The following is a 24791-nucleotide window of genomic DNA, read 5'->3' as shown; positions in this document are numbered from 1 at the left end:
TCCTCATCGCATCGTTTCGTAGGAATGGTTGGTAGGGTTCCCATATCCGTTCACGAAAGACGTTTGACACGTCGCCCTTGTCCGCAATTGCGAGCCTTGGTCAGTATTGAAAATTTCCGATGCGCCATAAAGCGTCAGGGCATTCTGTAGCGCCTTGATACAGAATTTCACGTCCATCGTAGTGAATAGACGCCAAGACAGAACCTTGCGGGTGAACCGGTCCATGATCGCGATGAGCCGCCAGCTCCGCTTGCGACCGACTTCATGTCCCAAGCGCCGGAGAAACCATGTCATATGCCGTGAGCCATAATACGGTGTTTTCAGGAACTGGGTGTCGATCAGCCGCATCAACACCAGATTGGCCTCGCTCTGTAGCACAGACCGATAGTACACGGCCAACCGGTTGAGGCATCACGTCAAAAATCCCATTCCACGAGCCGTTCGCCTATCTTCGCGTGCAGTTTCTCCACATCGGTAGGGTTGACCCAGAGTTCGGCAACCGTCTTCCCGGAGAAGGTCCCTCGCATTCCTTCGATCGCCTGCTGTTTCCATTGAGCGATCATCGTCTGATGCATACCATGTTTCGACGCCAGTTTTGCCAACATCAGTTCCCCACGGATCCTGCTTCTAGAGCAACCCGCGATTTGAACTCCGCCCCATACCTCTTGCGCGTAACCTTACCCATAAAACCCGTCCTCGTTCAGGCGGAATGATAACTTATCGCTCCGTCCGAAAAATAGGGGCCATATGTTTCTACTTAACTGATGACATGCCGCAACAGAAAAAGAATCTAAATTAAATTATAAAAAATAAAGTGATTTTAAAAATATTGTAATTTATTTGCCTAATATGTTAAACGGCAACAAGCGTTGAGAAAGTTCAGATGAAATTTGCGCATCATAGAATGATGTAGTAAATTTTCTATTGTGAACGACGATAAGATGGTGAGATGAAGGTTAGAATTACTATTGATATAGAGCATATTGCCAAGCAGATAGCTGAGCAGTGCTTTTATCAGGCCGATAGTCTGGAGCAGTTAGAAAACTATCTCGTCGGCGCTGCTTATGCAGTTGGATTTTCGATTAGTCGCACGAGAAGTTGGAAGGAAGGTGATTTTATAGAAATAGGAAAGAAAATGTTCACCATTGGCAGTGCGCATTTTCTATCTTTGAAGAAAAATTGACAATATAAAACTCTATTATAGTCATATTTTATTATATATTAGTTATTATACCGACATTATATGAACATGGAGAGGTTGAAAAATCCTCTGGTTTGTGAATTTCTCGGTAGTTATATATCTTCCACTTCGATTGCGAGGTAGATGCTGAAGCAGGCCGGTTTGTTTGACGTTGAAAAGCGGCGTGCCCGGCTGAGCGTGCTCGGTGATCAGCTCGAAGCGTTTTCCCGGACTGTGGATTTTGAAACGTTCCGTCCTGATCTGGACAAGACCCTGGCGTATTCTGATAGAAACAAGGGCGGACGACCGCCATTTGATCCCGTGTTGATGTTCAAGATCCTGGTGATCCAGACGTTGAACAACTTGTCTGATGAACGGACGGAATATCTGATCAACGACCGCCTTTCCTTCATGCGTTTCCTTGGTCTGGGGCTTTCAGATCGGGTGCCGGACGCCAAAACACTCTGGCTGTGCCAAAAACGCCTGACCCAGGCGAGCGCAATTGAAAGACTGTTTGACCGATTTGACGTGACCCTGCGCAATGCGGGCTATCTGCCGATGTCTGGCCAGATCCTGGACGCAACGCTGGTGGCCGCGCCAAAGCAGCGCAACACCAACGATGAAAAGACAGCACTGCGGGAAGGACGGATCCCACAGGACTGGCAGAACAAGCCATCCAAACTGTCCCACAAGGACAGGCATGCACGATGGACACTTAAATTTACCAAAGCGAAGCGACAGGATGACGGGAGTATGCCCGCAACGGATCTGGCCATCCCGTTCTTTGGCTACAAGTCACACGTCTCCATTGATCGGAAATTCCGGTTCATCCGCAAATGGAAGACGACAGATGCCGCCGCCAGTGATGGCGCGCGATTGCGTGAGGGGCTGTTGGATAAAACCAATACGGCCTCAAGTGTCTGGGCTGACACGGCCTATCGCTCAAAAGCCAATGCAGACTTTATGGAAAAGCAGGGCTTTGTCTCAAAGGTTCACAGGAAGAAGCCGCATCTCAAACCCATGCCACTCCATATCCAGCGGTCCAATGCAGGAAAGTCCGTGATCCGATCCCGCGTCGAGCATGTCTTTGCTGACCAGAAATCGCAAATGGGTCTGTTCGTCCGAACTGTCGGTATCACCCGGGCCACCATGAGGATCGGCCTGGCCAATATCGTCTACAACATGCGCCGCTTCCTCTTCCTCGAAAGATTGAGCGCGAGCGCGTAATCATCCAGGGTGGCAGCCCCCGATCTGCTCAAAACGCAGAGCGAATTCTGCCCAAAGAACCATCAGCCAAATCACCAAAAACCTGAAATCACCAGACAAGCGTATCAATCAAGGGTTCTTCGATACCTCCACGTGCGGCACGGCCTGGGCCAGCGTGTCCTTCAGGGCGTAAAGGCTGCGGTCGAGATGGAGTGTTCCGCGCACACCGCGTTCAACCAGTGCCCGGAAATACGCATCGGGGTGGCGGATCTGTTCGCCCTGGTCCTTGCGTGTCGCCATGACGATCACCGCGACCGCCGCCTCGAACCGTCCCAGAGCGATGCAGCCGGTTTTCCACGACTGGTAGCCGATACCGATCTGGCCCGACAGCAGTTCGGCCGCGTCACCAAGCTGGGCACGATCGGGTGTCGCTGAAGCACAAAGATCTCGCAAAGCCGGACACACCGTCAGGAAAAACGTGCTGGTGCCGGGGAAGCCCCGCAGGATGGACGCTTCCAGCCCCTCGGATGGTTCAGAGGGAAACACCTGCCCCTCACGCCGCATTATCTCAATGCGATTGCGCCCATCGGGCGCTACTACAACAACCTCTTTAGGTTTTTTGTTGTTTCTCTCTGTATAGTGGGTGCCAGATTGAACATCCATGGGTGCCATTTCAGGGGTACACTGCGCAGATTTCGGCGCCTTGATGGGGCTGTTTTCCGCAGGGTTTTCCACAGGCTGAACGCGCGCCCAGAGCGCTTTCATGGTGTCGTGATAGCCGATCAGCGTCTCGATCAGATCCGTGCCTCGCCGCAGACGCATCACGCGGGCCGCCTCAAGGGCTGTCGCCTCATCACCCAGCCGCTCGGCCTCCACACGCACCTGTTCGTTCAGATCTGCAATAGCGTCACGCAGAAACGCGACTTCCGCGCGCTGCCGTCGGCCGGATTCCAGTTCTGTCTGTAACGCTGGCCACCGGTAGCGCAGCGAGGCCAGACTGAACCCAACCTGCGACATCCCATCCTGCCCCTGCCAGCGCCGTCCCCTCTGCCCGTTCCGTCCGTCGCAGGGTACGAGCATCCCCGCCTCGGCCAGCTCCCGCACCGCCCGTCTCAGCGCACTGAGCGACAGGCCTGTCCATCCCATCAGGGTCGCGTTGTGGGCGTAGATGAAGGGCGTCTCCAGCGCGTCCCAGCTCTCCGGCCGGGTCTTCTCCACCATACGCTCCAGCAGCCCACGCGCGGTGCGCGTCAACGGAAAGGAACGCGGCAGCGCCCTGAGTGTATTCAGGACGGCGTATTTCTCCGGATAAGCCGGTGGCGGGTCGAGCAGCTCATCCCGCGCCTGCAGCATGGCCGGCGTGAGGGTACGTTTTCCCCGTCTGCGGATCGGGCAGAGGGCATCATTATGCGTCTGGGGCACAGCTCAAAAGGTCCAGTGCTATGGGTCATGACAGACCTCTCGGCATAGGCACCCGGGCAAACCTTCCCCGTTCGCAATATGCTTGCGTTTCGAGCGGAAGCTGGCTATAGGGAAAGGGCAATCTTTTCCCCTATAGCTTATGGTTCGTTACAGGTGCCCTGGCTTTTCCGGTTTGCAGACCGGGAGAGGCAGGGTTTTCCTTTTTGTGGCTACGTCATCGGCGGGCCTCGAATGGGGTGGCTCGGACTCGCGGCATGGCACGCGTCCTGTCTGCCGTTCAACCTGCCCGTGTACAGGGTTTCAGACAAGATCAAAAAACGCAAAAATGTCGTGTAAATCACTGTTTTTTCGCGGTTTTTGTGTCCAAAATGGCGCAACTTTTCCACTTTTGTTCTCATCCGGTCACTGTCTCGGATGCGCCGCTGCCCATACGGGTGGAGACGGTTGAGAGATACTGTCCAACCGTCCAGCCACTCATGTTGTTGGCGGCCAGCGACGAACTGGACACGAGACTGCTCAGCGGCGTGCTGCTGGTTGCGGTGGCAATCTTGGATCCGGCCGATGTCCCGAACATATAGGCGGCATAGACCTGCGCCGATGTCGCGGCCTTGCCCGTGGATTTGGAAACGGAGCTGGCATAGGAGCTGATGATCGCACTCGCGACTTTTGCCTGTGCGGTCGGATCATTACGATCAGCGCTGCTCAGGCCCAGCTTGGAGGCATATTCGTTCCATGTGCCATTGGTGATCTGCCAGACGCCCTTGGCTGAGGACGAACTGTTGCCCGTGTTCTGGAAATGGCTTTCGATCTGCCCGAACGCCGCCAGTGTGTCGGGGTTGATCCCCGCCGCCTTCGCCGCGGCGACAGCATCCGCGCCATAGGACTGCGACAGCAGTGTCGACATCGCGTCGCTACTGCCCCACGCCCCTGAGTAGCTCGACGTGCTGCTCGATGTCCCTGTGCCCGTTGAGGATGAGGACTCTGCCCCCGGGAAGGTGAAGGTGGGCGCACCGGTCTCCTCGACGCTCGGCACGATCTGCGCGGGCACCTGTGCGACACCCGGCCGTGTGACACTCCACACGGCCAGAAGTCCGAGCCCGCAGATGCGGGCCAGAGAGGCGTTCCTGCTCATGAGCCGGGATAGGAGAACAGGATCATGCCATCAGAGGGCCGCATGCCCGCCACCGTGCAGCGTGTCCCCGGTGAGGCGGTTGTCGACGTCCAGGGTTGCAGATCCTCTGTCGGGATCCATGCTGCCTTGCCATAAGCGCGCAGGATGCGTGTCCAACCGCCCGAGGTCGTCGTGGTGACAGCCAGCTGGGAGGGAGCGACACCAACCTGCTTCGTCTCGGTGCCCGGGCCGGCATAGACCGGTTCGTATTCCATGCGGGGCGACATGCAGGTGACATGCCCGCCCAACGGCACTAATGGCGCTTCAGGCGCTACTGCGACAGGCGGCCCCCAGTCGCGTGGGCCGATGGCTTCCTGCCGTTCAGCGGACAGCCGGTCGAGTTCTTCGGGCGATACGTCCTGCGCATGGGCAGCGCCTGCAAACAGGCTACCGGCCAGCAGGGTAACAGTCAGTATGGATCTGGGCGACACGGGGTGGCTCCTTTGCCGTGTTGGTCTCTCCCCAGTATGCCTCAGACCGTTGTGACGCCCTTCGTTCGCCTTTTGTTCCAAAGGGCGTCACAACGCTTTGGCGCATGATGGGGAGAGAAGGAGACCCCTATGCGACAATCCCGATACGCACTTCTGATGGCCACCACCCTTGTGGCTCTCCCCATGCTGGCGCAGGCCCAGCAATGCCCGTCCCCGCCGCCTGTGGAGGCGACACCGCCTCTGCCCGCGTCAGTGCCAGCCCCTGCACCGGCCGGCGGCCCGATCCTGCGTCCAACGCCGAGCGTGCCCACGCCCAGACTCATCCCGGCTGGAGAAATCGCCGCCAGTCCTGCACTCCGGCGTATCACCAGCACGGGGGCGACAGTCTATGAGATTGGAAACCGGGCCATGAATCACGGCCTTCAGGGCGTGTATGCCGTCAATGGCGACATCTTCCGGGTGTTCTATCTGACACCGGACGGACAGGCCCTGATTGGGGGCGTTCTGTGGGAGCAGGACGGGCACAACGTCACGCGCGACACCATTGCCCCGATCAAGGGTGCAATCCCCACCGTGACACTCACCGGAACAAAGCCCGGTGCGACACCACCCGGACAGGCCACTCCATCCGCCCCTGCGACACTGTCGCCAGAACTGGCAAAACGGGTCAGTCAGGCGAGTTTGGGGCTGAGTGGACAGGACGGGCGGCCACGTCTGACGATGGTGATCGATCCGCTCTGTCCGTGGTCTATCCGCGCGCTGGCCGAGCTGGAGCCGTTTGTCGCACGCGGCGCCATCCAGCTCGCCCTGCTGCCCATCGCCATCAACGACCATGAAAATGGCGGTGCAAGCACTCCGGCCGCAACAGCGCTGCTGTCCGTCGTTCCCTACGAGATGGAAGCCGCATGGCACAAAATCATCGACCTGCACCATGTCGCGGACGACATGCTCCGCACGGATGATGCGGCTCTCCACCTGCAGGGTAATATGGCTGTCGCTCATGCCATTGGCGTTCGGGGAACGCCTATGCTGATCTGGCGCGATAAGGCAGGTGTGTCGCATGTCACCGAAGGCGTACCGCGCGACATAGGGCAACTGGTCCGGGAGATGGGGCGATGAAGCGCTCGACACGCTCCTTACTGAAGGTGGGGAAATGGATGGCCTTTCCCCTTTATCTGCCATTCGTGCGGGGCGTGCGCTCCGTGTCCCTGTGGCGACAGTATCTGAGAGACCGGAAAGCGTTCATCGAGGCCTCGGCGATCGACACGGCTCTGGCACCCGTTATGGATCCCGCCACCATCAGGGCGCTGGTGGCGACACGGCGTAACGGCCGTCTCTGTCTGCTGCTGTTTGTCGGCGCTCTGGGCGTATGGATCTGGTCCTGCGCCTATCAGGGAACACGGCTGCTGAGTGTCGCCAGCGTGCAGTTCACGGTCATCCTGCTGGTTTTGCTAGCGGAGTTCATGCGGATCAGTTTCTCGAACTGGATGCTCCGCACTGGGGGGGCTGGGCGTTTTAGAGCGTTCATCGCGCGGGGTGGGAACCTCTGGCCCCGGTAGGGGGCCTAGCGCCTCGCGGCAGATCTGTCAGCGTGCCTGTGCGACATCGGTTTCGAGCAGCATCCGAACATAGCGTGTGTAAGGGATACCCTTCGCCTTCGCTCTGGCTTTCACAGCGTCGAGCAGGGACGCTGGCAGGCGCATGTTGAGGGCAGCCGCCTTGGGCTCAATTTCAAAGCGCATGGGCTTGAAGCCGGACAGATCATACTGGGTCAGATCAGCACTGGCGACAAAATCCTCGGCCGCCTTGTCACTGTGCAGCGAGGGAATGGCCCTATTTTTCCTGCTCATAGTGGTCGATCTCCTTCTGATGCATGTAGCGGGCACTGATGGGACGTAACCGGGTCTGACTGCTGACGCTCCTGAACATGAAGACCAGAAAGACGTGACGGCCGGCTTCAGTCCTGCCAATAGCCCTCATCCTAGGCTCACCGGGATGAGGGTCAGCCATGACGGCAGGTTCCCCCAACAGTACCTGCTCGATTTCGGCGCGGGAGACGCCATGCTTGCCACATTTCGGCCAGTTGCCGTCATCCCAGTCGAAACCCGCAATCTTCATGTGCAAAAAATAGACATTTGCCTACACAAATGCAACGTCATTTATGGCTAACTTTTTCTTGCTCTGGCACGAGGCGCTGCTTCCAGCCAGTTTTCGACCTTCAGGCCTCGGATGCGGCCGAACTCACGGGGGTTGGCCGTGACCAGAGTGAGGTTGAGCGAGTAAGCCTGAGCCGCAATCAGCAGATTATTCAGGCCGATTGGCTGTTCTTCCGCCTCAAACTCTGCTCGGATGCCTCCGTATTCGCCGGCCACAGGCACATCCAGCGGCAGGACAGGAATAATACCCAGAACGCTCTCCACCCGTTCAAGCAGTCTGGCAGACCCTTTCTTCGCGCAGCCATAACGTAGCTCCGCCGCTACGATCACGCTGGTGAAGACTGTCTTCGGGTTTTCTTTTTCGATACGATGCGCTGCAAGCCCGGCAGGATTGCGGATCAGATCGCTGATGATGTTCGTATCCAGAAGATATCCGTTCAAAAGATATCCTCCGGGCTGGCTGTCTGGTCTTCAATAGCGGGGAACTGGTCATCCGCCCCCAATGGCCCTTCGGACTTCCATTGAGCCAAGAGCTCGGCCACTGTTGTAGGCCGTTCGGTCGGTTCGATAATGAGCCGGTTGCCTTCACGCCTGATCAGCGCTCGGTCTCCCGGCAACTCGAACTCAACAGGAATCCGCACCGCCTGGCTGCGGTTGTTGCGAAATAACCTGACTTCTCTCGGCGGTGATGAAGAAGGGGATGGCATTGTCATGGATGAGCCTCCTTGTATATGCCATCTTGTATATGTAACGGGCCGAAATTTCCAGAACAAACTGAAAAGGTGATGATGGACTGACCTACGCAACGTGCTTGTGCGCAGGCCTCAGTCCTCAAGCGCCCGGATATAAGAGAACACGACAATGCCATCCGAGGGGCGGATACCCGCGATAGAACAGCGGGTGCCCGCCTTGGCGGTTGTCGAACGCCAAGGCAGGACATCTGCCGTTGGGATCCATGCGTAACTGCCCTGGCCACGGATGATCCGTGTCCACTCGCCCGAGGTTGTCGCCGTCACGGCCAACTGAGGTAACGCGACACCGATTTTTTTCGCGTGTTTGCTCGGCCCGGCATAGAGGGTCTCGAACTCGGTCCGGGGCGACATGCAGGTGACGGGCTCCTTCAGGGGAACGGGCGGGGCTTCGGGAGCGGGTTCGACAGGCGCACCCCAGTCGCGCGGACCGATTTCGGCCTGCCGTTGAGCCGAAAGCCGATCCAGTTCGGCAGGCGACATCGTCTGGGCCTGTGCGGCAGAAACAAACATCCCAGTAGCGAGTAGTGCGATGGCCAGTTTTGGCATAAGCGACACGGGAAACCCCTCTTTGTGGTTGAACCTTTCGATTAACACGAGAAAGATCGCAAAACCATATTTCAGGTGAACATAGTATTAAGAGTGCAAAAAAGACCAGTAATTGAATGGACGTTTAATAACTAATGGAAAGATACATTGATTAACAAAGGTTTTTTTGCGACTGAGAGGGCGCATTGCTCTTCTGACTGCATATCTATGCACAAGACAGAATAATGCTTTGTTTTTATAGGGAATTTGAATTGATGAAAAAGTTTGCGAAAGCCGGATGCCTGGCCGTTCTTCTGGCTGTTTCCGCATGTGCATCGTCGGGCAATGTTTCGATCAAGAACGAAACGTCTGAAAGCGTCGATCAGAAAATCCATGATGGCGTAACGACGCAAGCACAGGTCAAGGCGATCTATGGCGATCCGCTGGGCACCAGCTTCACGGATAGCGGTCATGAAATCTGGAAATACGAGTTCGTGAAAACGAAAGAAAACGGGACGAACTTCATCCCGTACTATGGCGCGTTCGTGCAGGGCCAGCATGGCAAGGCGAAGACGCTGAACATCATCTTCAAGGACGGTGTTGTCTGGCATCACACGCTGTCGGATTCCGACGTGCAGACCCGCGCTGGCCTGGGCAGCTAAGTCTGGATGGCTCAGGCGTGTCCAATCGGCCGCCTGAGCCTCTTTTGTCAGTCGTCGGCTAAGGAGTACTCACGTCGGACCTGAGCTGCTCTGCGGTTCAGATGCTCCATGAGCAAGTCCGCCAGCACCATCCGCCGCGTTGTCGCTTGCGGTATTTCCTGCAATGGCGCGCCGCGCTCTCCGGCTTTCAATGTACACTCTACAATCGAACCCATAAAAAAACTCCATACCGATCAGGATCAGGCTATCGCCTCGTTTCCCAAGCAGTATGAAGTGTTTCTTTGTGACGGGGTTCCTTAGAAAGTGCCAGCGCGTCCTGCGACCTGTGAAACTGCCCATTTGGCGTGTTCATAGTCTGGGCGACTGCCCTGATCGGCCGGGTCGGTGGGTCGGACGATAGTGCCCTCACGCGAGGCGACAGAGGGCGACCAGTGGGCGGGGGATGAGCCATAAGCCGCATAGGGGTTATACTGTGCCTGACGCACCGGGGGCGGTTTGAGCGGCCTGTCATTCGCCGAACGCAGATTCCCATGCGCACACCCGGAAAGCGCCAGCATGCAGCCAAGCAGAGGAATAGAAGCCCTCACCCTTGCTGTGCTTTCAGGTCTGTCTCAAGGGCAGTAATCAGCGCAACCGCGTTGCCCGGCTGAGCTTTGACGGTGTTTACACACCTGACGAGCTTATTAGTTTTTCTCACGAGTTTATTATACTTCTCGTTCAGCTCATTTAGTTCTTCCCACCCTCGGTCCTTCTCCGCCCGCAGGGCTTCCTGCGCCTGAGCGAGCTGCTGGCGCAGATCGGCCGAAACCTGCTCTTCTTTCTTCCAGCCTTCTAGATTGTCCTTTCCCCAAGCTTTCCACTCCGTCACTTGGCTCTGGAGATTGAAAGCCTTGACCTGCCACTGGTTGGCAATCTGCACCTGCTGGGCGAGTGCTGCTACAGCGTGGTTCTGCTGTTCCAGATCATTGGCCACCCGCCGGAGTGACCCGCGAATACCACCTAATGCACCGGCTGTTACAAAATCACCGCTCATGGGTCAGGCCCTCAAACATCGGTCTGTGTAATCGGCCGCACCTGTGCGGCCGTTGTCGTATCCATTGCTGGAAGTGTACCACCAGAACGCCCCCCGCCACCACTTTTTTTTGCCTCGTCTTTCAATCCTTCGAGATACTGTATGCCAAGCTGACGGCCTGTATCGGCCCCCTGCTGCACCGGCCGGGTCGCAGATTTCTCGAAGTCTTCCGCATCCACACGACTGGCCGCACCAAACCCGACCATAGAGGCCATATGATGTGGCAATGTCGTTATCAGCCGGAAGGATAATGTCGCGGTGGTCATCTCCATGGCTGAATACATGATGATCATGGCAATAATACCCACCCAGTTATCGGTGAGATAGCCATGATCCAGCGTAAAGGTGGAGGCGACCAGAAAGCTTTTCATCAGCAGCCAGGATATGGCGGAAAACACCGTGTAACTGAACACCATGCCGATCACCATCATCGACGGCCGGAAGAGGATGGTGAACAGCACTTCATAGCCCCGCACGCCTTTGCCGTGGATGCCATCGCCTGAGAACGTCATATGGGCGAGGAACCACAGAGGCGCATAGGCGACAGCCTCGACAACCAGCAGGAACCAGCCGTAACGCCAGCAATCCAATACAGATAGGGCATCATTGGCAGAACGTAGGCCAGTGTAACCCCGGAGGTGAGCAGGAACAGACAGGCTGTAAAAATCACCGGAAGCAGGCGGGTAATGGTTCCGCTCAGAAAGGCCGCCGCCGTGGACGCCGCCACCCCTTCCCACTGACCCGTCACGAAGGATAGCAACCCCGCGCTGACATCGACTGAGACACTGCCGGCTGCCACTGACAGCGCAACGGTCGTCAGCGCCAGATGAATGAGCAGATGACCAAGGCCGATCATGGCTCCGAGCGGATCAACCCAGTCCGTGCCAGAACTCCCCATAACCAGATGGTTCATGATGAGTTCCAGCGTACCGGGGCCGAAGTTCAGGTAATTCAGCACCTTCGTCCAGATTGCCGTGCTGTCCGAAGAGACATGGGCGCTGGCATACAACCGGGGCGACGTGCTGTTTGGCGTGGGCGCATCGGCGGTCTGGAGTGTCGCATCCATTTTACCGAGATAGCTGGACACACTTTTGATGAAAGGTTGCAAATCTTGCCCAAGATATGGACCTGTGCCCGCCCATGAGGGCGCTACGACGGCAGGCGTGATCGAGGATACAGAAATAACTTCCGCGTTCAGGCGGGAAATTTCGAGATAATAAGCCCCAAGCCCGGTCCAGCCGAGCGACCGAAGCTCTGATGTCGCGGAATTATCGCTGGCCGATGATCCGGCCGCGTTACGGACGGCTGAGACCACACTGGAGGCGATGGTTGTGAACTGGCCATTGAGGTAATTTGTCTGCGCTACGAACACCGAGTTGAGCGTGCCAAGCGTGGCAATATCCCGGGTTTCCCAGAGAGAGGTTATGGTGTTCTGCAAACCGGAGCGGACATTGGTTGTCAGCGTTTTGAGGGACTCAATCTGCTGGCTACTGACCCCGCTGAAATCAATGCTCTGATATTCGGTGGTGGTTGCCGTCCTCACGGGCGTGCTGATGGACACCAGCCCGCAGGTCGGCATGGCTGTGCCATTGCCGTTTGCCATGTTGTAGGAGATGGAGACCGTCCCGTTGCCATCATCAATGATAGCAGGCTCGGGGACGAGGTCAGGATTGTTGGACGCCTTGTTGATGAGCGCCCGGCAGATCTCGCTCTCTATGACACCCAGAACGACCTGACGTGAGCCCGGAATTATGGGCGTTGCCAGAGGCAGCGCCTGCGGCCCCACCGCGTTCATGACGACATTTTCTTCGATCACCGCCATGCCAATAGACGCTTTGGAGAAATTGACGATCAGGTTTTGACCAAGAGAAAAGCCGTTGAGCACGGGGAGTAGCATGATAACGCTGGCAACGCCGCGAATGGGTACCCAGCCGTTGAAACTGGCGGAGAAGACCTTTCCGGTTTCAGCGGTTTTGTGGATCTGCGCCAGGATGGAATACAGGATCCAGAACGCCGCCATAATGGCGACAAAGGAGGTAAACCATTGCAGGAGCGTGCCGGTCGCGGTTTGCGCGGTGCCGTCCATAGGGAACAGGCTATCGAGAACGCGGAAAGACCAGTCATCGCCCCCTGTAAGGTCTGCCCAGCTTACGCTCTCAAAGCCGCTCGCAGCATAGGCTGGCCCTGCATGAAGCAGGACCAGCCCTCCCAGAAACGCCGCCAGAACGCATGACGGCTGCCGCGCCATTTTGGACACACCACGCATGGCTCAGGCTCCCATGGACGGGCTGGTGTCGCGGCCCTGCTCACGTCCCTGGGTGAGAGCCAAAAAACGCGCCTTCACCTTCTCCATGATGCGTTCGAGCGCGCCGCCGATACTTTTGATGAGGCTTTGCCCCGCATCACGGCCGGGCACGTCTTCCATCTCCATGGCCTTTTTGCCGGCCCGTTCTTCGACATCAATCACGGACTGGGCGTTGGTCGCCCCACGCTCCGCTGCCTCGTTCTGGAGCGAGCCAAGATTAAGACGCATATCCTGCAGGGTGTGGCCCAGATCGCTGTAGCTTTGCCGACCCGCTCGTCGGTCATCCGGAGTTTAGTGAACTCCTGCCACAGGCCATGATGCTTGCCACCCTCTCCCATGCTGGCCATCAGTTCGGCGGGCCTGACGCCTTCCTGCTTCGCGGTTTCCTCCATCTTTTTGAAGAAGGGCGCGGCTGTCAGTTTAAGGTCCTGATAGTTCGTCTCAGCCATACGGATGTTGCCGTCTACGGTGGCGACCAGACTATCGATCCGGCGCTGATCAGACGCGGCTCCCTGATTGGCAAACCATGATTTGGCAAAATTACCCACCTTGGAGACGGCATGCCCCGCCAGACTGGCGGTAGCCGTCTGCGTTGGTTGGGCGGCAGGTTGTGCCTGAGCAGAGGCCTGAGCCTGCTCTGTGGAAGCGGCTTTAGTTTCCAACTGCTGGCCTTCTATTTCTTTGGCCCGGGTCTGGCTTTGGGTGTTACCCTGCCCCGTCTGCCCATTGGTCTGCTCCGCCTGTTTCGGCTGCTGCTGGGTTCCTTGCTGCTGCTCGGGGGGAGTGCCTTGGGCCTGTTTATTGAGTTCAGCATCCCGCCGACGCGCTTCATTTTCTTGTTCTTCCGTCACCCCAGCGTGGGCTGCCCGTTCCCCGGCGGTCGGGCTGGGCTCCTGTGCAGGCTGCGTGGCCTGAGCCTCCGGCTCCCCTCTCGTCGCATCGACTGTTTCGTTGGCGCGGGGCGAAGGGGCGCCGTCTTCGTCACCAAACGGAACATTCATCGACGCGTGGCCAAATGACGGATCGTCATGCTCCATGTCCTGCCCGCTGGAAGGGCGTCCCGGCTCAGCCAACTCCTGTCCCGTTTCAGCTACCGCCTCATGAGAGACCGCCTGCGTGACATTTTCGGCGGCAACCGGCGGAACCGGTTCGGAAGGCACATTATGTTCGGCGGACGAACTGCCTGGGCCAGCCGGTGAAATATCTCGCCATGACACTGCGCCTGGAGCGTTGGTTGGTACGTCGGGCGGCAGGTCGTTCCATGAGATCACCCCAGATGGATTGGTGTGCCCCGCATTATCCCCGTTCGCTAATGCCTTGTTCTTCTGAGGCCGTTTGATGAGCACGCTGAGAGTGTTCCGTCCCACCTGCCAACGCTGTTGGAGCGACGCTTTCTGCAACAGCTTCAGGTGCGGCAACGGACGCCGATGGCGCCACGACTGGCGGGGCCTGAGGGGCAGGAGCAGGTTGGGCAACAGGAGACGGCTGTGGTGCGGGGACGACACCGGCCTGAGCCGCTCTGGCCTCAAGAGCGTTCACCCCGGCAGAAATCAGAAAAGAGGTCTGTTGCTCCGCAGGCAGACCACCCAGCTCCACGCTGGCATTACGAATATCCGCGACAAGCTGGCGATCATCCATGGCAGCAGTCTGCTGGAGCATGGAGCCATCTGCGGATTACTCATACCGGGATACTGGCCCGCCATCGCATTCAGTCCCGCGTGGAGAAGCGGCGACACCTGCACCGCCTGCCCGGTGCCACTGAATTTCGGCCAGTCCTGCATGAGCCATGCGACATGGGTGGCGAATTTCGGATCGTTCTCCAAAGCGGGGTCATTTTCGAGCTGCTCCTGCAGCTCTTTCAGCCGATCCGCCAGCCCGCGCTGGTCTTCCGGCACGGACTGCTGCTGTTGCGCCATCGCCTGCAGCACGCCGCTCATGGTTGAGGACGGGGTCGCCGTGGGCTGCACGGCCGAGAGTGTTTCGGACATGGTGTTTCCTTATGTCTTAGGGAGAGGGAACCGACACGGTGCCGGCAGAATGACGGCTGAGGCGTCGTCAGCCGCGATCGCAAGGCGTTTGGCTTCCGCCACTGCGGTCATTTCCTGAAGTTTGTAAGCGTTCCACAGGAGCCAGTTGCGCTGGGCATCAAGCAGAGCGATCTGGATCAGAACGGACTTGTCAGACGACATGGCCTGGAGATCGGCCTGCCAGTCCGTGCCGGAATATTTCCGGTTGATCTCAAGCTCCGTGGCTTCCCATGAAGAACCCTGATCGGTAACGGCCAGCCCCTCGCGCTGTGCCTCGCTTTTTGCGCCGCGGTCAGGGTAATGGTCTCGGCCCGCTGGCTGAGCACATGATCGGCGATCATATGAGCCAGATGCAGCGCCGCGTTGTAAGAGCGGCGGAAAGGAAGCTCCTGCTGCCCCGCTGTGGAAGTAATGGCGCTGCCCCTCTGAGCGCCAGGAGCGACAGGCTCAATCAGGGTTACGGCGTACGCATTCGCACGGTCCATCGCGTCCTTGCCGTGGTAGACAAGGGGGGTGAACATGCTCGTGGCGGCCTGATCAGCGCCTTTCATGGTATCATCGGGCAGTTTGCACAGCCCCGCATCCGCCTCGGCGTCGTCGCAATATTTACCCAGATGCGCGTTATTATTCGCCTGCGCGCCCTGCCCGCTGCCTGCCCAGGACGGCGTGCCTTTCTCGGCTCGGGTGCGCGCGCCTTTGGCAACATCCAGCGCGACCGCGACATCACTGGCCTGCCGCGCAGCAACGACCTGTGCCTGCCCGCCTTCCAGGTTCAGGCAGTCCTGACGGTTTACTGCGTGGAGATCCTGTATCTCGGCATGGCGCACTTCCTTGGCCAGTTCGGCCTGCACCATGTTATTGGCATCAGCGATCTGCTGTTGCGCGCCAATCTGCCCCTTGAGGTAGTTGGTGATCTGGCTGACGCCCATACCGAGCTTGTCATTCATGAGACCCAGTGTGCCGTTAATAACATTCTGGGCCGTTGTAGTAACGGTTGTAATCGCGCCCTGAGCGGCGCTGATGGCACCCAGGATAGGAGCAATATCAAATCCGAAAGCCCGAGCCGGTGCCGGTGCGAAAAACTGCCCAAGAAGAAAGCAGCCACACAGCATAAGAACGAGGCGCAGGCGGGAAGGAGAGCGCGACATGGTCAGCCCCCCCCCGAAAGGCCGAACGCCTGCGCGGCATCGCCCAGTGAATACCCGGTCGGGAGCTGCAGGGAGCTATCGACATCCCAGTTATTGGTGCCCGAGCCGTTCGTCCCGCTGTTGATGAGCGTGTCGCCTCCACCTCCAAAACTGACCGTTGGACAGACGGTGCCAGAGCCAAGACCCAGATCGAAGTTCGTATCCGGCCCGGTCAGTGTCAGCCCACACTCCGCCGAACCTTCCATGCTACTCCAGGCGGAACTGACCTCAGAGCAGATCTTGCCCATGACGCTTTGCGCAATAGAGGATACGTTGAGACCATTGGTGAGCAGGTCTAGGCCGACACCGTTAAAAAAGCTGTCGAGACAGGTGAATTTGGTCACCGATTCAGGCTGATGAATAAGCGCATCGTCGGCTTTCATCTGGGCAGCCGCCCCCGTTGCTGCCGCCTGAACCAGTGCCTGACAGCCTTCCGAGGCCGCTGAGGCGACACTGGTGGAAAGCATCAGACCAACGAATGCGACAAGGGGCAGGCGTGGCGTAAGCCCCTTTTCATGATGTCGCCTCCCTGGTTGTCGCATCAGGCGACAGGGGGGCGGTGGGAGGCCCATCACCCGGAAAGGCAATGGCACCGAGAATACGCCGGGCATAATCCGCCGTAAGCCAGTTTGGTGTGGGTGAAGCGGTCGACGCTCCGGATCGAGAAACGGTCATGATCTGTCCTTGTGAGGTTTCACAAAGTCAGTATGCGCTCATCCGTTGTGACGCTGTTTTAAGGGGCACGCGAACGCCTCCCAAAAAGACTAGATCAACAAAGGAGATATTCTGTTAACTATTTTACAGCTGTCTGGAATGGATTATTAATCGTGTGACCAATAAAAATAGAGGCATAAAGCTGGCTTTTTCACGACCCGCTGCGCCATTTCAGCTATGCGCGAGGTACAGGTCAGAGCAGACAAATTGTTAATCGAGTCAGAAAACGGTAATATATCTACAAATTATAAAACTCCTCTTCTGGTCGCTGCCAGTACAAAACGGATAAAAAAAGATGCGGAATGCGATTCCGTTATGATAACGAAGGGCAGATATTCGATCCCGACATTGCTGGAGCCCATATAGTGCAGAGCCTGTTCCGGAGAATGACCCCTCCCACGCAACTGGCGTGGCCCTTTCCTACTGAAGCGCAACCGGGCCGGGGTTCAGGCTTTCGTAAGCCACCAACAACAACGCCTGCAGGCTGGTCCAGCGATGAAGAAATCTATCTCGCGCGCGCTATCCCTCGATCACGGCAGCACCGGTTATTTCAAAACTGATCGGGCGTACCCTTGGTGCCGTACGCCGCAAGGCTCAGCGCCTTGGGCTCCGGCGACCGCTACGCGGTCGGGCGGCTAACGCCGCCTTTGCATTGAAGTCCCCCCCCCCCGCCCACAATCTGGGGATAACTTCAACCGCCTCTCACGCATTTTCTGATTATTTTTCTTCTGTCCAGCGCACCGCATCCGGGCGTCTGATCTGGAACAGCACGGCGATCGATCTCCTCGCCGATTTATGGAAACGCCTCTTTTCCGTAACCTGCATCGCCCAGATGCTTGGACTCAAGCGTAGTGCCGTCTCAGAAGCCGCACGGCGTGTCGGACTGCCTGATCGCGCGGGCCTCCCCCTCAACAATACGATCCCCCAGGGCAGCCCTCAGGACGCTCCTGTCAACGAGACAGTCGCCGGGCAACTCATCCGCAAAATCTGCCGGATTACAGGCCGTCCATTTTTCGTGCGGCCCCGTGAAGCCCGAAAAATTCATTACAGTTTCCTCGGTAAACTGTTCCTCTCCCGCAGACGTGCGACCCTCGACGGGATTGGTGAATACGTTCCCCACGCACTCGCCAATGACTGCATGGCCTGAACCATGCGCAACACTTACGAAGCCGTAACAAGACGGCTCAATGACCCAGCTTTTGCCCGTCAGGTCATCCGCTACCTCTGTTTTGTTCTGATCGCCGCACTCTGTGAGAGTTCCGTGGTGTCATTCGCCCTGTTTTATGAGGTCACACACAGACCAAAACCCCAGCACATCTATCATGACCCGTTCGGCAGACCCCGTGAACTGATCGTCACCGATCAGCCCTATTTCACGGACTCTCAGGTCATGAACTGGGCCATGGATAAAGTGACGGATCTCTACACGTTCAATTATATGGACTACGGGAAACATCTCGACGGTTGCGCGGGATATTTCTCCGGTGAGGCGTGGAACAGCTGGGCCGCGGCCTTTCAGGGGCCGGGCAACATCGAGTTCATCCGCACGAAACAGGTTATCCTGACAGCCGCAATCAAGACCGCGGCCAGTATCGAAAGCGCCGGCCTGAACAGGCACGGCGATTACGAATGGCATGTAGCCTTTCCCATGTATCTGAAATGGACCAATGCCGCCGGTGAAAAAACCGATGTGCTGGCTGTCAGAGTCACCATTCAGAGGACAAATGACCCCCTTCATCCCGATGGTCTGATCATCACACAGCTGAACGCACCCAAGGCGACATCCTGATGCGGATAAACAGGCTTTCTCTTGTGCTCATGCTGGGCATGATACTCTGTGTGCCCCTGACGGCCCTCGCACAGGCGCGTCAGAACGGTGGGCCGGATGATCGGGAAAAAGAGCATATCGATCCGCTCTACGCGGGCACCCTGCCCCCACCGCCTTCTGTCCGGCAAGATCTTTACGATCGCTATGACGGCGGCCAGAAAGCGCTCGATGCTGAAGATGACCCGCATCTTCTGGCCAGCCCCACGTCACGATCGCTGAATATCGCCTTCGAGCCGGGCGCGCAGATCCCGATCGTGCGGCTCGCACAGGGCTATCCGTCCGCAATTACCTTTCTGGATGCAACCGGCCAGCCATGGCCCATTGCCTGGGATCTGGCGACCAACAAGGCCGCCAGTTGCGACGGGGATGGAAAAGGGAACGACAAGTCGCCCATCCGCGCGGTCGGCATCAATGCCTGCGTGCCGCAGGCAGGTTCCAATATCCTGCAGATTACGCCGGTGTCGCGCTACCCGCGGGGCGGTCTTCTGGTCACGCTCAAGGACGCCCCAAAGCCCATTAGCTTCATGATTGTCGCAGGCACAGGGGCGTATGACGCCGATCTGACAGTCAGGATCACCCGAAGGGGGCCAAACGCCAAGGATCAGGCGTCAACGCTGGGTGCCGTACCGGATACGTCTGACCCCGTTCTGAACAATCTGCTCGATGGTATCCCCCCCATGGAAGCGGTGCCCCTGCTCGTCTCTGGCGTAAGCGCTGATCGTCTCCGCGCGTGGAAACTGAAAGACGTCATGTATATCCGCACAACATTCGAGCTCTCATCCCCGGCGGCCACCGCGCATGTCAGTGCGTTTGACGTGACCGCTTATGCAGCGCCGTTTTCCACACGGCTGCTCATGTCAACAGGGGAACGTCTCGTTCCCGTCTCCGTACAGGAGGACGGACCGTGAGCACCGAACCGCAGGGGAGCGCCCCCACCTCCCTCAAATCCTCGTTCGAGAATACGCGCAGACTAGCGCCGTGGGTGGGCGGTGCGCTGGTTGTGCTTGTAGGCGGCAGCTATTTCCTCTTTGCCCCAGCAACTCACGCTCCTGAGTCCGCCCAGATCACGCATCCGGACATGAAAAGTCCGGCCGGCGGAGCCAATCACTCCAAAACCATAGATGATTTGGCGCGCAAACGCGACGAGCAGGCATCACAGGCCGCGCGTAAGGCGGGGAAGTCATACACCAGCGCCCTATCCGGGCAGGATTTACCTGACCCGCAGGGCGCCGCTGCAGAAATAGGCGACACCCCCGACGTAGCCCAAAAACCACCACCGCCTCCCACGCCGCCAGCCGTCCATCATGAGCCACCCCCAGCGGCACAGCCCACGCCTCCGGTGGCATCCTTTGCACCCCGCTCAGCCCGCCCACCCGCTGCTCATTTCAATACAGCACCGGCTGAAAAGCCCCCGGAACCGGGTCAGATGTCGGAGCGCGCCCAGATGGAGCTGATTGCCGCGTGGTCCGGTGGGCCACGGGTCTCGTTGGAAATACCGGGAGCAGAACGCGGTCGTGGCGGTGCTGGCGGCGCTGGTTTCCAGACAGCAGCTGCCGCACCTGCGACGTTTACACAGCCCCCAGCGGCAACAGGAGCGGCAGAGGGAGGCGCGTCAGCGCCCGCGGCGCAGACCACCAGCATGTCCAAAGGCACCCTCCTGCTTCCTGCCGGGCGCGGCGTCTATGGCCATTCCGTTATTACGACAAACAGTGATCTAGGAAGCGACGTGCTAGTCGAAATTGACAGCGGCCCGTTCGCTAAAGCCCGTATCAGCGGCACGTCGCAGATGAAAAGCGACAAGCTGGTCATTAGGTTCAACAAACTGATGATCGGGGACGCTGACCCTATCGCCGTCTCAGCATACGGCGTGTCACCCAAGACCGCAGAGGCCGGTGTCGCATCCGAAGTCAGGGAACATCTGGCGACACGAATCATCCTGCCCGCTGCGTCTGCCTTCGTCGAAGGGCTGGGCAACGCATGATGAACTCCAACACGACAAATTACAGCAACGGCGCAGGCATGTCGTCGTTCACCCATCTCAATCTGGGCGAACAGATGGGTGCTGCCGCCGGAACCATGGGCCAGCAGCTCGGGCAGATCATCCAGAAGAACACGCCCCAGCAGGCCACCGTCCTCCTCCAACAGAACGACGGCGTCGGAGTTCTCTTCGATGAGCCCGTCTATCGCCCCTGACAGCCGTCACAACCGGATGAGCGATACTGAAGAGACAACCTCAAGGAGCAACCATGGGAGCCCTCGCCATGACCACCGAACCCCAAACCGGGTCTGTCACGATGCTACGCCAGCCCGGTCCATCGCCCGCAGGGGCCGAAGCCCCAAAGAACGCAACAGCAGAGCCCGGTGAAGCGCCTGCCGCGACAGGCCCAACTGTTGCGGCGCAGGCTATGTCAGCCAGTGTCCCTACCCCCGGGGGGTTCAAAACAATAGCCAGATCGAAAATCCTATGGGCTGGCGTCGCGTTTGTCGCCCTTGTGGGCATCGGTGCTACAGCAACGTATGTCGCGTCACCCCAAAAGCCAGTCACACACGTAGCACCAGCCGCGCAGACGGCGTCTGTAAGCGGAGCGGATGCGAACAGTTCGGGGATTACGCCGCCTGATCTGGGACCGCCGCCTACCGCAGCAAAACAGGCGACAGCACCCGCAGTGAACGCCGCCAAGGGTGTGTCAGCCAATGCTGGCGCGACATCCGCCACGACAATCCCTGTGACAGCACCATCTGCGCCCGCAGCACAGCGCGTGGACGCGGCCTCGGCACAGACTGCACCCGAAGAGACCGAAACCCCGATGGAGCAGCCTGCGGGACGTTCCGCAACGGCAGGTGAAGACCAGCTTTTCATGGAGATGAGCCACAAGCTCACCGAAATGACGAACCGGATCGACACGCTCGAACAGAAGCTCGAAGCCAGCCAGCACGCCCTGCATGACCAGATCGTCTCCGGTCTGGGTACGGTTGGCGGTCGCCTCGACGAACTCCGGCACCGCGAGGATACGCTGGAAGCCAGTCAGACGACCCATGTACCGACCGCACCCGCTGCACCTGCAACGGCTCCCGCATCCTCGGCACCGGCGTCCGCAACCAACAGCGCCCACAAGACGGCGGAAGCAGCGCCCACGCATCATACCCATACCGATGCGCAGCCTGCTGAACGCCCTGCTCCCCGCCCCCATTACACCGTTCAGGCCGGCGCGCCCGACATCGCCATTCTGGAAAGTCCGCAGGGCCAGCCCGTGCGCGTGCAGCCCGGCTCGATGCTCGACGGGTGGGGGGCTGTCACCGCGGTCACGCAGTCCGGCAGCGGCTGGGTTGTACACACCGAACACGGCACCATCCGTTAAGGCGCACAAACCATGTTGCAGGATCTTCTGGATTTCGCAGGCTCAATCGGCAGCGCCTTTGCCATAGCACTCCCGACGCTGTGCTTTATCAGCGGCTCGGCCTGTTTGCTGGGCAGCCTGTTTGGACTCTACAGCCGGGGTAAAGGCGCGACGGGAGCCGCCAGCAGCCTCCCCGTCTGCATCGCCCTGATCGCAGCAGGCGCCTCGCTCCTCTCCTTTCCTGACTTCCTCAACATGGGCAACACTACGCTTGGCCTTTCAGCAAGAGCCAGCGTCGGCGGCGTCAATTCTGCAGGGCAGGTCACGTTTTCTTCTGACAGCCTCAAATCGGCAATCTCTCAGGGGCCGACCGCGACACTGACCGCAATTCTCCATGTCTTCCGATACTACTTCATGAGCTACGGCGCTTTCTGGGTCTACGTGTCCATCATGCGCCAGCTCAATACCATGAAGGGTCGGAGCAATACGTCAACGACCACCAATCTGTGCATGGTCTTTGGCGGGTTTCTGCTGATGAACGCCGACACAATAGGACCGGCGCTCGCAAAGAAACTTCACTTACTTTCCTCATAATTTCGCAAAAGGACACAAATGTCATGAATGTACGCATCAACTCACCACGTATGCTCACCATGCTCTCTGTCGCAGCAATCGTCGCAGTGTGTTTTTCCGGTCATGCCCACGCTGCTGAGGCATTCGACGAAATGATGCAGTCAGCAAGCGGGCATATACTTAGCGGCTGGCAATATGGGCTCAACATGGTTGGCTTTATTGGCGGCTCCGGGATGCTTATCGGGTCGTTGGTGATGATTTATCTGAAGCATAACGGCAAAGGTGGCCAACAGATTGGATATGGGGCCATTGTCTCAACCGCGCTGGTTGGAACATTGCTGATCGGCTTTACGATTTACGAAGGCGTTTTGAGCCAGACATTTCTTGGCCAGAAAAGCTCCATCACCGGCGCCCAGCAGAAAATCACCTTCGACCAGTAATGCACGATCTGGTCGCCCATTTCCGCGCGCCCAAGGGGAGGCTGACCACCCGGTCGCTCCCCGCAGAGGCCCGGACCGCATGCGCCTGCTGCGGTCTGGCTGGTGCAACCCTCACCGTCAACGACACCCCGCTCTGCCTTGTCTGCGCGCCCGCTTATGCGGCAGACGACACGCAGATCGACCAGCATGCCGCCATCATCTGGCTCCCCCAACTCGATCAGGGCAGCCTGTCGCGTCTGGTTCGCGCGGCCTGGTCCGCCCTACTGGTGTGCGCCCCCGGACAGCCACCGCGTGAGCAGGCGTTAGCAATCCTCGACGATCTGTCCACACGTCGCGAAGCCGCTGCCGATAAAATCGGCACCTATCACCTCGCGCCTACGCCTCGCAGTCTCCACCCTCGCCCCTCATCACATGCTCAAACGCAAGGACGCCGCCTCCGGCCTGCGTGTCCTGCCCGTCGCCGCATGGCGTGAGCAGAACAGCGAAGCGCTGAGCACGCTCCTGACCAACCGGAACCCCGCCCCATGAAACGCCTGTGGCAGAAAAAACCGCCCCCGACACCCGCATCACCTTCAGCGACACCGGACCCTACGCCCGAACAGGACAACCCTGTTCCGCTCAAGGGCGGATTCCGGCCGTTGGACATGCTGCTCCGGGGTCTGGGCGTTCTGTCACAGATGTCCAAACGGGATCTGTCGTCCTTCTGCGATCTGGCAACCTGCGACGAACACGGTCTCATTACCTTCAGTGGCGATTACGTCACCCTGCTGCGGGTCAAGGGGCTGAGGCAGATGGCCAGCCGCGCCGAGATCGAGGCCAAGGCCCGCGCCTTACGACAGGCCATGGGCGGGCAGATGGACGGTCCGGGGCACGCCATGCAGTTTTTCTATATGGCCGAGCCGGACGCCTCGGCCTTCGTCAATCGCAATCTGAGTGAACGACGCAAAATTGCCGCCGGGCTGAACGCCCAGTTCGAGGACATCCTGTCCGAACGTGAGCGCGTCCTTATTCCCAGAATGCGCCATGAGCGGACCTGGCTGGCCCTGTGGAGCCGTCAGGGCTGTCTGTCCAAACAGGAACTCGCCGCCAGCAAGGCGGAGCGCGCGGAGGCATCGAAATTCCTGCCCGATCTTGGCGATGGCCAGAACCCGCTGATCGGGTCCATGGAACTCGCCACCATCCATTCAGCCTTTGTCAGCCATATCCGCCACACCTTCGAACATCAGGGCATCCTGATGGATGAGCTCACACCCGAGAACGCGCTGCGCGCCATCCGTGAAGAGATTTACCCCGAGGTTCACGGTTCAAGCTGGACACCCTCAACACCCAGCAGACGTCCGCCCTCCATTATTCCCGACGAAGACCGTCCGGCCAATGCCGCCGACGCCCTCTGGCCGCCCCTGCGCGAACAGATCTTCATGGATGACGCGTACAAGCCGGATTTCTCCACCGTGACGCTGGGGACCCGGGACTGGCGCCCGCTCGATCTAACCCGCATGTCCGAAACGCCCACGCCCTTCACGGAACTGTCTGCGCGGCTGGCCGCCTATCGTATGCCCTGGCGCATGACGACAACGATACAGGGAACACGCCCGACCTTCATGGGCTGGAAAAAAGAACTCGCGACCATCCTGCGTGTCGGCCCCAACCACGCGGTTTATGAAGCCTTCATGGATCTTGAGCGGCGACGCAAAGCGGGCGAGACCATCATTTCCGCCCGGACCTCCTTTGCGACCTGCGCGACAACCGGCGAGCGCGTCCATCTGGCCCGGCGCGCCTCCACCCTCGAACAGGCCATCGGC

32 protein-coding genes and 3 pseudogenes are annotated in these 24791 nt (G+C 58.7%); 16 read left to right on the top strand and 19 right to left on the bottom strand.

The features are described 5' to 3' along the window. Positions 1-78: 78 nt before the first annotated feature. Positions 79-685 (bottom strand): annotated as a pseudogene (locus tag JCM25143_RS21980) (transposase); the annotation flags it as partial. Positions 686-949: 264 nt separating this feature from the next. On the opposite strand from JCM25143_RS21980, the gene JCM25143_RS08625 reads away from it, so the two are divergent. Both JCM25143_RS08625 and JCM25143_RS08620 read left to right on the top strand, forming a co-directional pair. Continuing rightward, on the top strand, positions 950-1183 hold the full coding sequence (locus tag JCM25143_RS08625) for a hypothetical protein (protein ID WP_025860807.1): 234 nt from the start codon (positions 950-952) through the stop codon (positions 1181-1183). A gap of 141 nt (positions 1184-1324) precedes the next feature. Further along, a complete protein-coding gene (locus JCM25143_RS08620) occupies positions 1325-2407 on the top strand; it encodes an IS5 family transposase (RefSeq protein WP_199897852.1) in 1083 nt (360 codons plus the stop codon). 108 nt (positions 2408-2515) lie between these two features. Here the strand turns inward: JCM25143_RS08620 and repC are convergent, their stop codons facing one another. The 3 genes from repC to JCM25143_RS08605 form a co-directional block, all read right to left on the bottom strand. Then, positions 2516-3808, bottom strand: coding sequence for a replication initiation protein RepC (gene repC, locus JCM25143_RS08615; RefSeq protein ID WP_025860805.1), 1293 nt, complete (start codon positions 3806-3808; stop codon positions 2516-2518). A 394-nt stretch (positions 3809-4202) separates the two neighbouring features. After that, complete coding sequence (locus JCM25143_RS08610) at positions 4203-4940, bottom strand: transglycosylase SLT domain-containing protein (protein WP_025860804.1); 738 nt, start codon at positions 4938-4940, stop codon at positions 4203-4205. Continuing rightward, positions 4937-5410: an SH3 domain-containing protein gene (locus JCM25143_RS08605; RefSeq protein ID WP_025860803.1), complete on the bottom strand. Its 474-nt coding sequence runs from the start codon at positions 5408-5410 to the stop codon at positions 4937-4939. Before JCM25143_RS08605 ends, JCM25143_RS08610 begins: the two co-directional genes overlap by 4 nt. Positions 5411-5539: 129 nt before the next feature. Between JCM25143_RS08605 and JCM25143_RS08600 the strand changes: the two genes are divergently transcribed. Further along, on the top strand, positions 5540-6529 hold the full coding sequence (locus JCM25143_RS08600) for a DsbC family protein (RefSeq protein ID WP_148300065.1): 990 nt from the start codon (positions 5540-5542) through the stop codon (positions 6527-6529). Then, entirely contained in the window at positions 6526-6969 is a 444-nt protein-coding gene (locus JCM25143_RS08595; RefSeq protein ID WP_148300064.1) for a hypothetical protein, read from the top strand. The genes JCM25143_RS08600 and JCM25143_RS08595 overlap by 4 nt, the downstream gene beginning before the upstream one ends. Before the next feature lie 27 nt (positions 6970-6996). On the opposite strand, the gene JCM25143_RS08590 is transcribed toward JCM25143_RS08595, so the two are convergent. From JCM25143_RS08590 to JCM25143_RS08570, 5 genes are all read right to left on the bottom strand, one after another. Next, positions 6997-7260, bottom strand: a complete 264-nt coding sequence (locus tag JCM25143_RS08590; RefSeq protein ID WP_035370802.1) for a BrnA antitoxin family protein — start codon at positions 7258-7260, stop codon at positions 6997-6999. After that, entirely contained in the window at positions 7244-7528 is a 285-nt protein-coding gene (locus tag JCM25143_RS08585) for a BrnT family toxin (protein WP_025860798.1), read from the bottom strand. The genes JCM25143_RS08590 and JCM25143_RS08585 overlap by 17 nt, the downstream gene beginning before the upstream one ends. Before the next feature lie 47 nt (positions 7529-7575). Beyond that, a complete protein-coding gene (locus tag JCM25143_RS08580) occupies positions 7576-8007 on the bottom strand; it encodes a type II toxin-antitoxin system VapC family toxin (RefSeq protein WP_025860797.1) in 432 nt (143 codons plus the stop codon). Then, positions 8004-8279, bottom strand: a complete 276-nt coding sequence (locus JCM25143_RS08575) for an AbrB/MazE/SpoVT family DNA-binding domain-containing protein (RefSeq protein ID WP_025860796.1) — start codon at positions 8277-8279, stop codon at positions 8004-8006. The genes JCM25143_RS08580 and JCM25143_RS08575 overlap by 4 nt, the downstream gene beginning before the upstream one ends. 111 nt (positions 8280-8390) lie before the next feature. Then, positions 8391-8873 (bottom strand): SH3 domain-containing protein, encoded by a 483-nt coding sequence (locus JCM25143_RS08570; RefSeq protein ID WP_148300063.1) that lies wholly within the window; start codon positions 8871-8873, stop codon positions 8391-8393. A 245-nt stretch (positions 8874-9118) separates the two neighbouring features. On the opposite strand from JCM25143_RS08570, the gene JCM25143_RS08565 reads away from it, so the two are divergent. Further along, complete coding sequence (locus JCM25143_RS08565; RefSeq protein ID WP_025860794.1) at positions 9119-9505, top strand: hypothetical protein; 387 nt, start codon at positions 9119-9121, stop codon at positions 9503-9505. A gap of 108 nt (positions 9506-9613) precedes the next feature. Continuing rightward, on the top strand, positions 9614-9805 hold the full coding sequence (locus JCM25143_RS08560) for a hypothetical protein (RefSeq protein ID WP_025860793.1): 192 nt from the start codon (positions 9614-9616) through the stop codon (positions 9803-9805). Here the strand turns inward: JCM25143_RS08560 and JCM25143_RS08555 are convergent. The 10 genes and pseudogenes from JCM25143_RS08555 to JCM25143_RS22330 form a co-directional block, all read right to left on the bottom strand. Next, entirely contained in the window at positions 9802-10062 is a 261-nt protein-coding gene (locus tag JCM25143_RS08555) for a hypothetical protein (RefSeq protein ID WP_035370809.1), read from the bottom strand. The genes JCM25143_RS08560 and JCM25143_RS08555 overlap by 4 nt on opposite strands. Positions 10063-10088: 26 nt before the next feature. Further along, positions 10089-10538 (bottom strand): hypothetical protein, encoded by a 450-nt coding sequence (locus tag JCM25143_RS08550; protein ID WP_025860791.1) that lies wholly within the window; start codon positions 10536-10538, stop codon positions 10089-10091. Between the two features lie 11 nt (positions 10539-10549). Then, positions 10550-12663: pseudogene (locus JCM25143_RS18105) on the bottom strand (DotA/TraY family protein). Positions 12664-12846: 183 nt separating this feature from the next. Further along, entirely contained in the window at positions 12847-13044 is a 198-nt protein-coding gene (locus JCM25143_RS08535) for a hypothetical protein (protein WP_025860788.1), read from the bottom strand. Then, a complete protein-coding gene (locus JCM25143_RS18100; protein ID WP_148300062.1) occupies positions 13041-14042 on the bottom strand; it encodes a hypothetical protein in 1002 nt (333 codons plus the stop codon). Before JCM25143_RS18100 ends, JCM25143_RS08535 begins: the two co-directional genes overlap by 4 nt. A gap of 390 nt (positions 14043-14432) precedes the next feature. After that, positions 14433-14870 carry a hypothetical protein gene (locus JCM25143_RS08525; RefSeq protein ID WP_025860786.1) on the bottom strand — a complete coding sequence of 146 codons (438 nt, stop codon included), beginning with the start codon at positions 14868-14870 and terminating at the stop codon, positions 14433-14435. Between the two features lie 9 nt (positions 14871-14879). Continuing rightward, entirely contained in the window at positions 14880-15071 is a 192-nt protein-coding gene (locus JCM25143_RS20800) for a hypothetical protein (protein WP_051543102.1), read from the bottom strand. After that, the gene (locus JCM25143_RS18095) at positions 15047-16057 is read right to left on the bottom strand and encodes a hypothetical protein (RefSeq protein ID WP_051543099.1); all 1011 of its coding nucleotides are present in this window, start codon (positions 16055-16057) and stop codon (positions 15047-15049) included. Before JCM25143_RS18095 ends, JCM25143_RS20800 begins: the two co-directional genes overlap by 25 nt. A gap of 2 nt (positions 16058-16059) precedes the next feature. Next, positions 16060-16638: a hypothetical protein gene (locus tag JCM25143_RS08515; RefSeq protein ID WP_148300061.1), complete on the bottom strand. Its 579-nt coding sequence runs from the start codon at positions 16636-16638 to the stop codon at positions 16060-16062. Beyond that, positions 16610-16771 (bottom strand): hypothetical protein, encoded by a 162-nt coding sequence (locus JCM25143_RS22330; RefSeq protein ID WP_159101618.1) that lies wholly within the window; start codon positions 16769-16771, stop codon positions 16610-16612. Before JCM25143_RS22330 ends, JCM25143_RS08515 begins: the two co-directional genes overlap by 29 nt. Before the next feature lie 871 nt (positions 16772-17642). Between JCM25143_RS22330 and JCM25143_RS21975 the strand changes: the two genes are divergently transcribed. The 10 genes and pseudogenes from JCM25143_RS21975 to JCM25143_RS08460 form a co-directional block, all read left to right on the top strand. Beyond that, positions 17643-17957 carry a hypothetical protein gene (locus JCM25143_RS21975; RefSeq protein ID WP_148300060.1) on the top strand — a complete coding sequence of 105 codons (315 nt, stop codon included), beginning with the start codon at positions 17643-17645 and terminating at the stop codon, positions 17955-17957. A 3-nt stretch (positions 17958-17960) separates the two neighbouring features. Next, entirely contained in the window at positions 17961-18599 is a 639-nt protein-coding gene (locus JCM25143_RS08500) for a DotI/IcmL/TraM family protein (protein WP_025860782.1), read from the top strand. Continuing rightward, positions 18599-19546, top strand: coding sequence for a DotH/IcmK family type IV secretion protein (locus JCM25143_RS08495; RefSeq protein WP_025860781.1), 948 nt, complete (start codon positions 18599-18601; stop codon positions 19544-19546). The genes JCM25143_RS08500 and JCM25143_RS08495 overlap by 1 nt, the downstream gene beginning before the upstream one ends. Continuing rightward, complete coding sequence (locus JCM25143_RS20795; RefSeq protein ID WP_025860780.1) at positions 19543-20619, top strand: DotG/IcmE/VirB10 family protein; 1077 nt, start codon at positions 19543-19545, stop codon at positions 20617-20619. Before JCM25143_RS08495 ends, JCM25143_RS20795 begins: the two co-directional genes overlap by 4 nt. Further along, on the top strand, positions 20616-20831 hold the full coding sequence (locus JCM25143_RS20790) for a hypothetical protein (RefSeq protein ID WP_025860779.1): 216 nt from the start codon (positions 20616-20618) through the stop codon (positions 20829-20831). The genes JCM25143_RS20795 and JCM25143_RS20790 overlap by 4 nt, the downstream gene beginning before the upstream one ends. 68 nt (positions 20832-20899) lie before the next feature. After that, positions 20900-21997, top strand: coding sequence for a hypothetical protein (locus tag JCM25143_RS21970; protein ID WP_148300059.1), 1098 nt, complete (start codon positions 20900-20902; stop codon positions 21995-21997). Between the two features lie 12 nt (positions 21998-22009). Beyond that, on the top strand, positions 22010-22570 hold the full coding sequence (locus JCM25143_RS23885; RefSeq protein WP_025860777.1) for a hypothetical protein: 561 nt from the start codon (positions 22010-22012) through the stop codon (positions 22568-22570). 23 nt (positions 22571-22593) lie between these two features. Next, entirely contained in the window at positions 22594-22989 is a 396-nt protein-coding gene (locus tag JCM25143_RS08470) for a hypothetical protein (RefSeq protein WP_025860776.1), read from the top strand. Continuing rightward, on the top strand, positions 22989-23462 hold the full coding sequence (locus JCM25143_RS20785) for a hypothetical protein (RefSeq protein WP_025860774.1): 474 nt from the start codon (positions 22989-22991) through the stop codon (positions 23460-23462). Before JCM25143_RS08470 ends, JCM25143_RS20785 begins: the two co-directional genes overlap by 1 nt. 51 nt (positions 23463-23513) lie before the next feature. Next, positions 23514-24791 (top strand): annotated as a pseudogene (locus JCM25143_RS08460) (type IV secretion protein DotO); the annotation flags it as partial.

Origin of the sequence: Acetobacter papayae JCM 25143 (assembly GCF_000613285.1) — a bacterium.
GTDB classification, from domain to species: domain Bacteria; phylum Pseudomonadota; class Alphaproteobacteria; order Acetobacterales; family Acetobacteraceae; genus Acetobacter; species Acetobacter papayae.
Note: the sequence above shows the minus strand (reverse complement) of the source record. Positions and strands in the feature narration are given on the sequence as shown.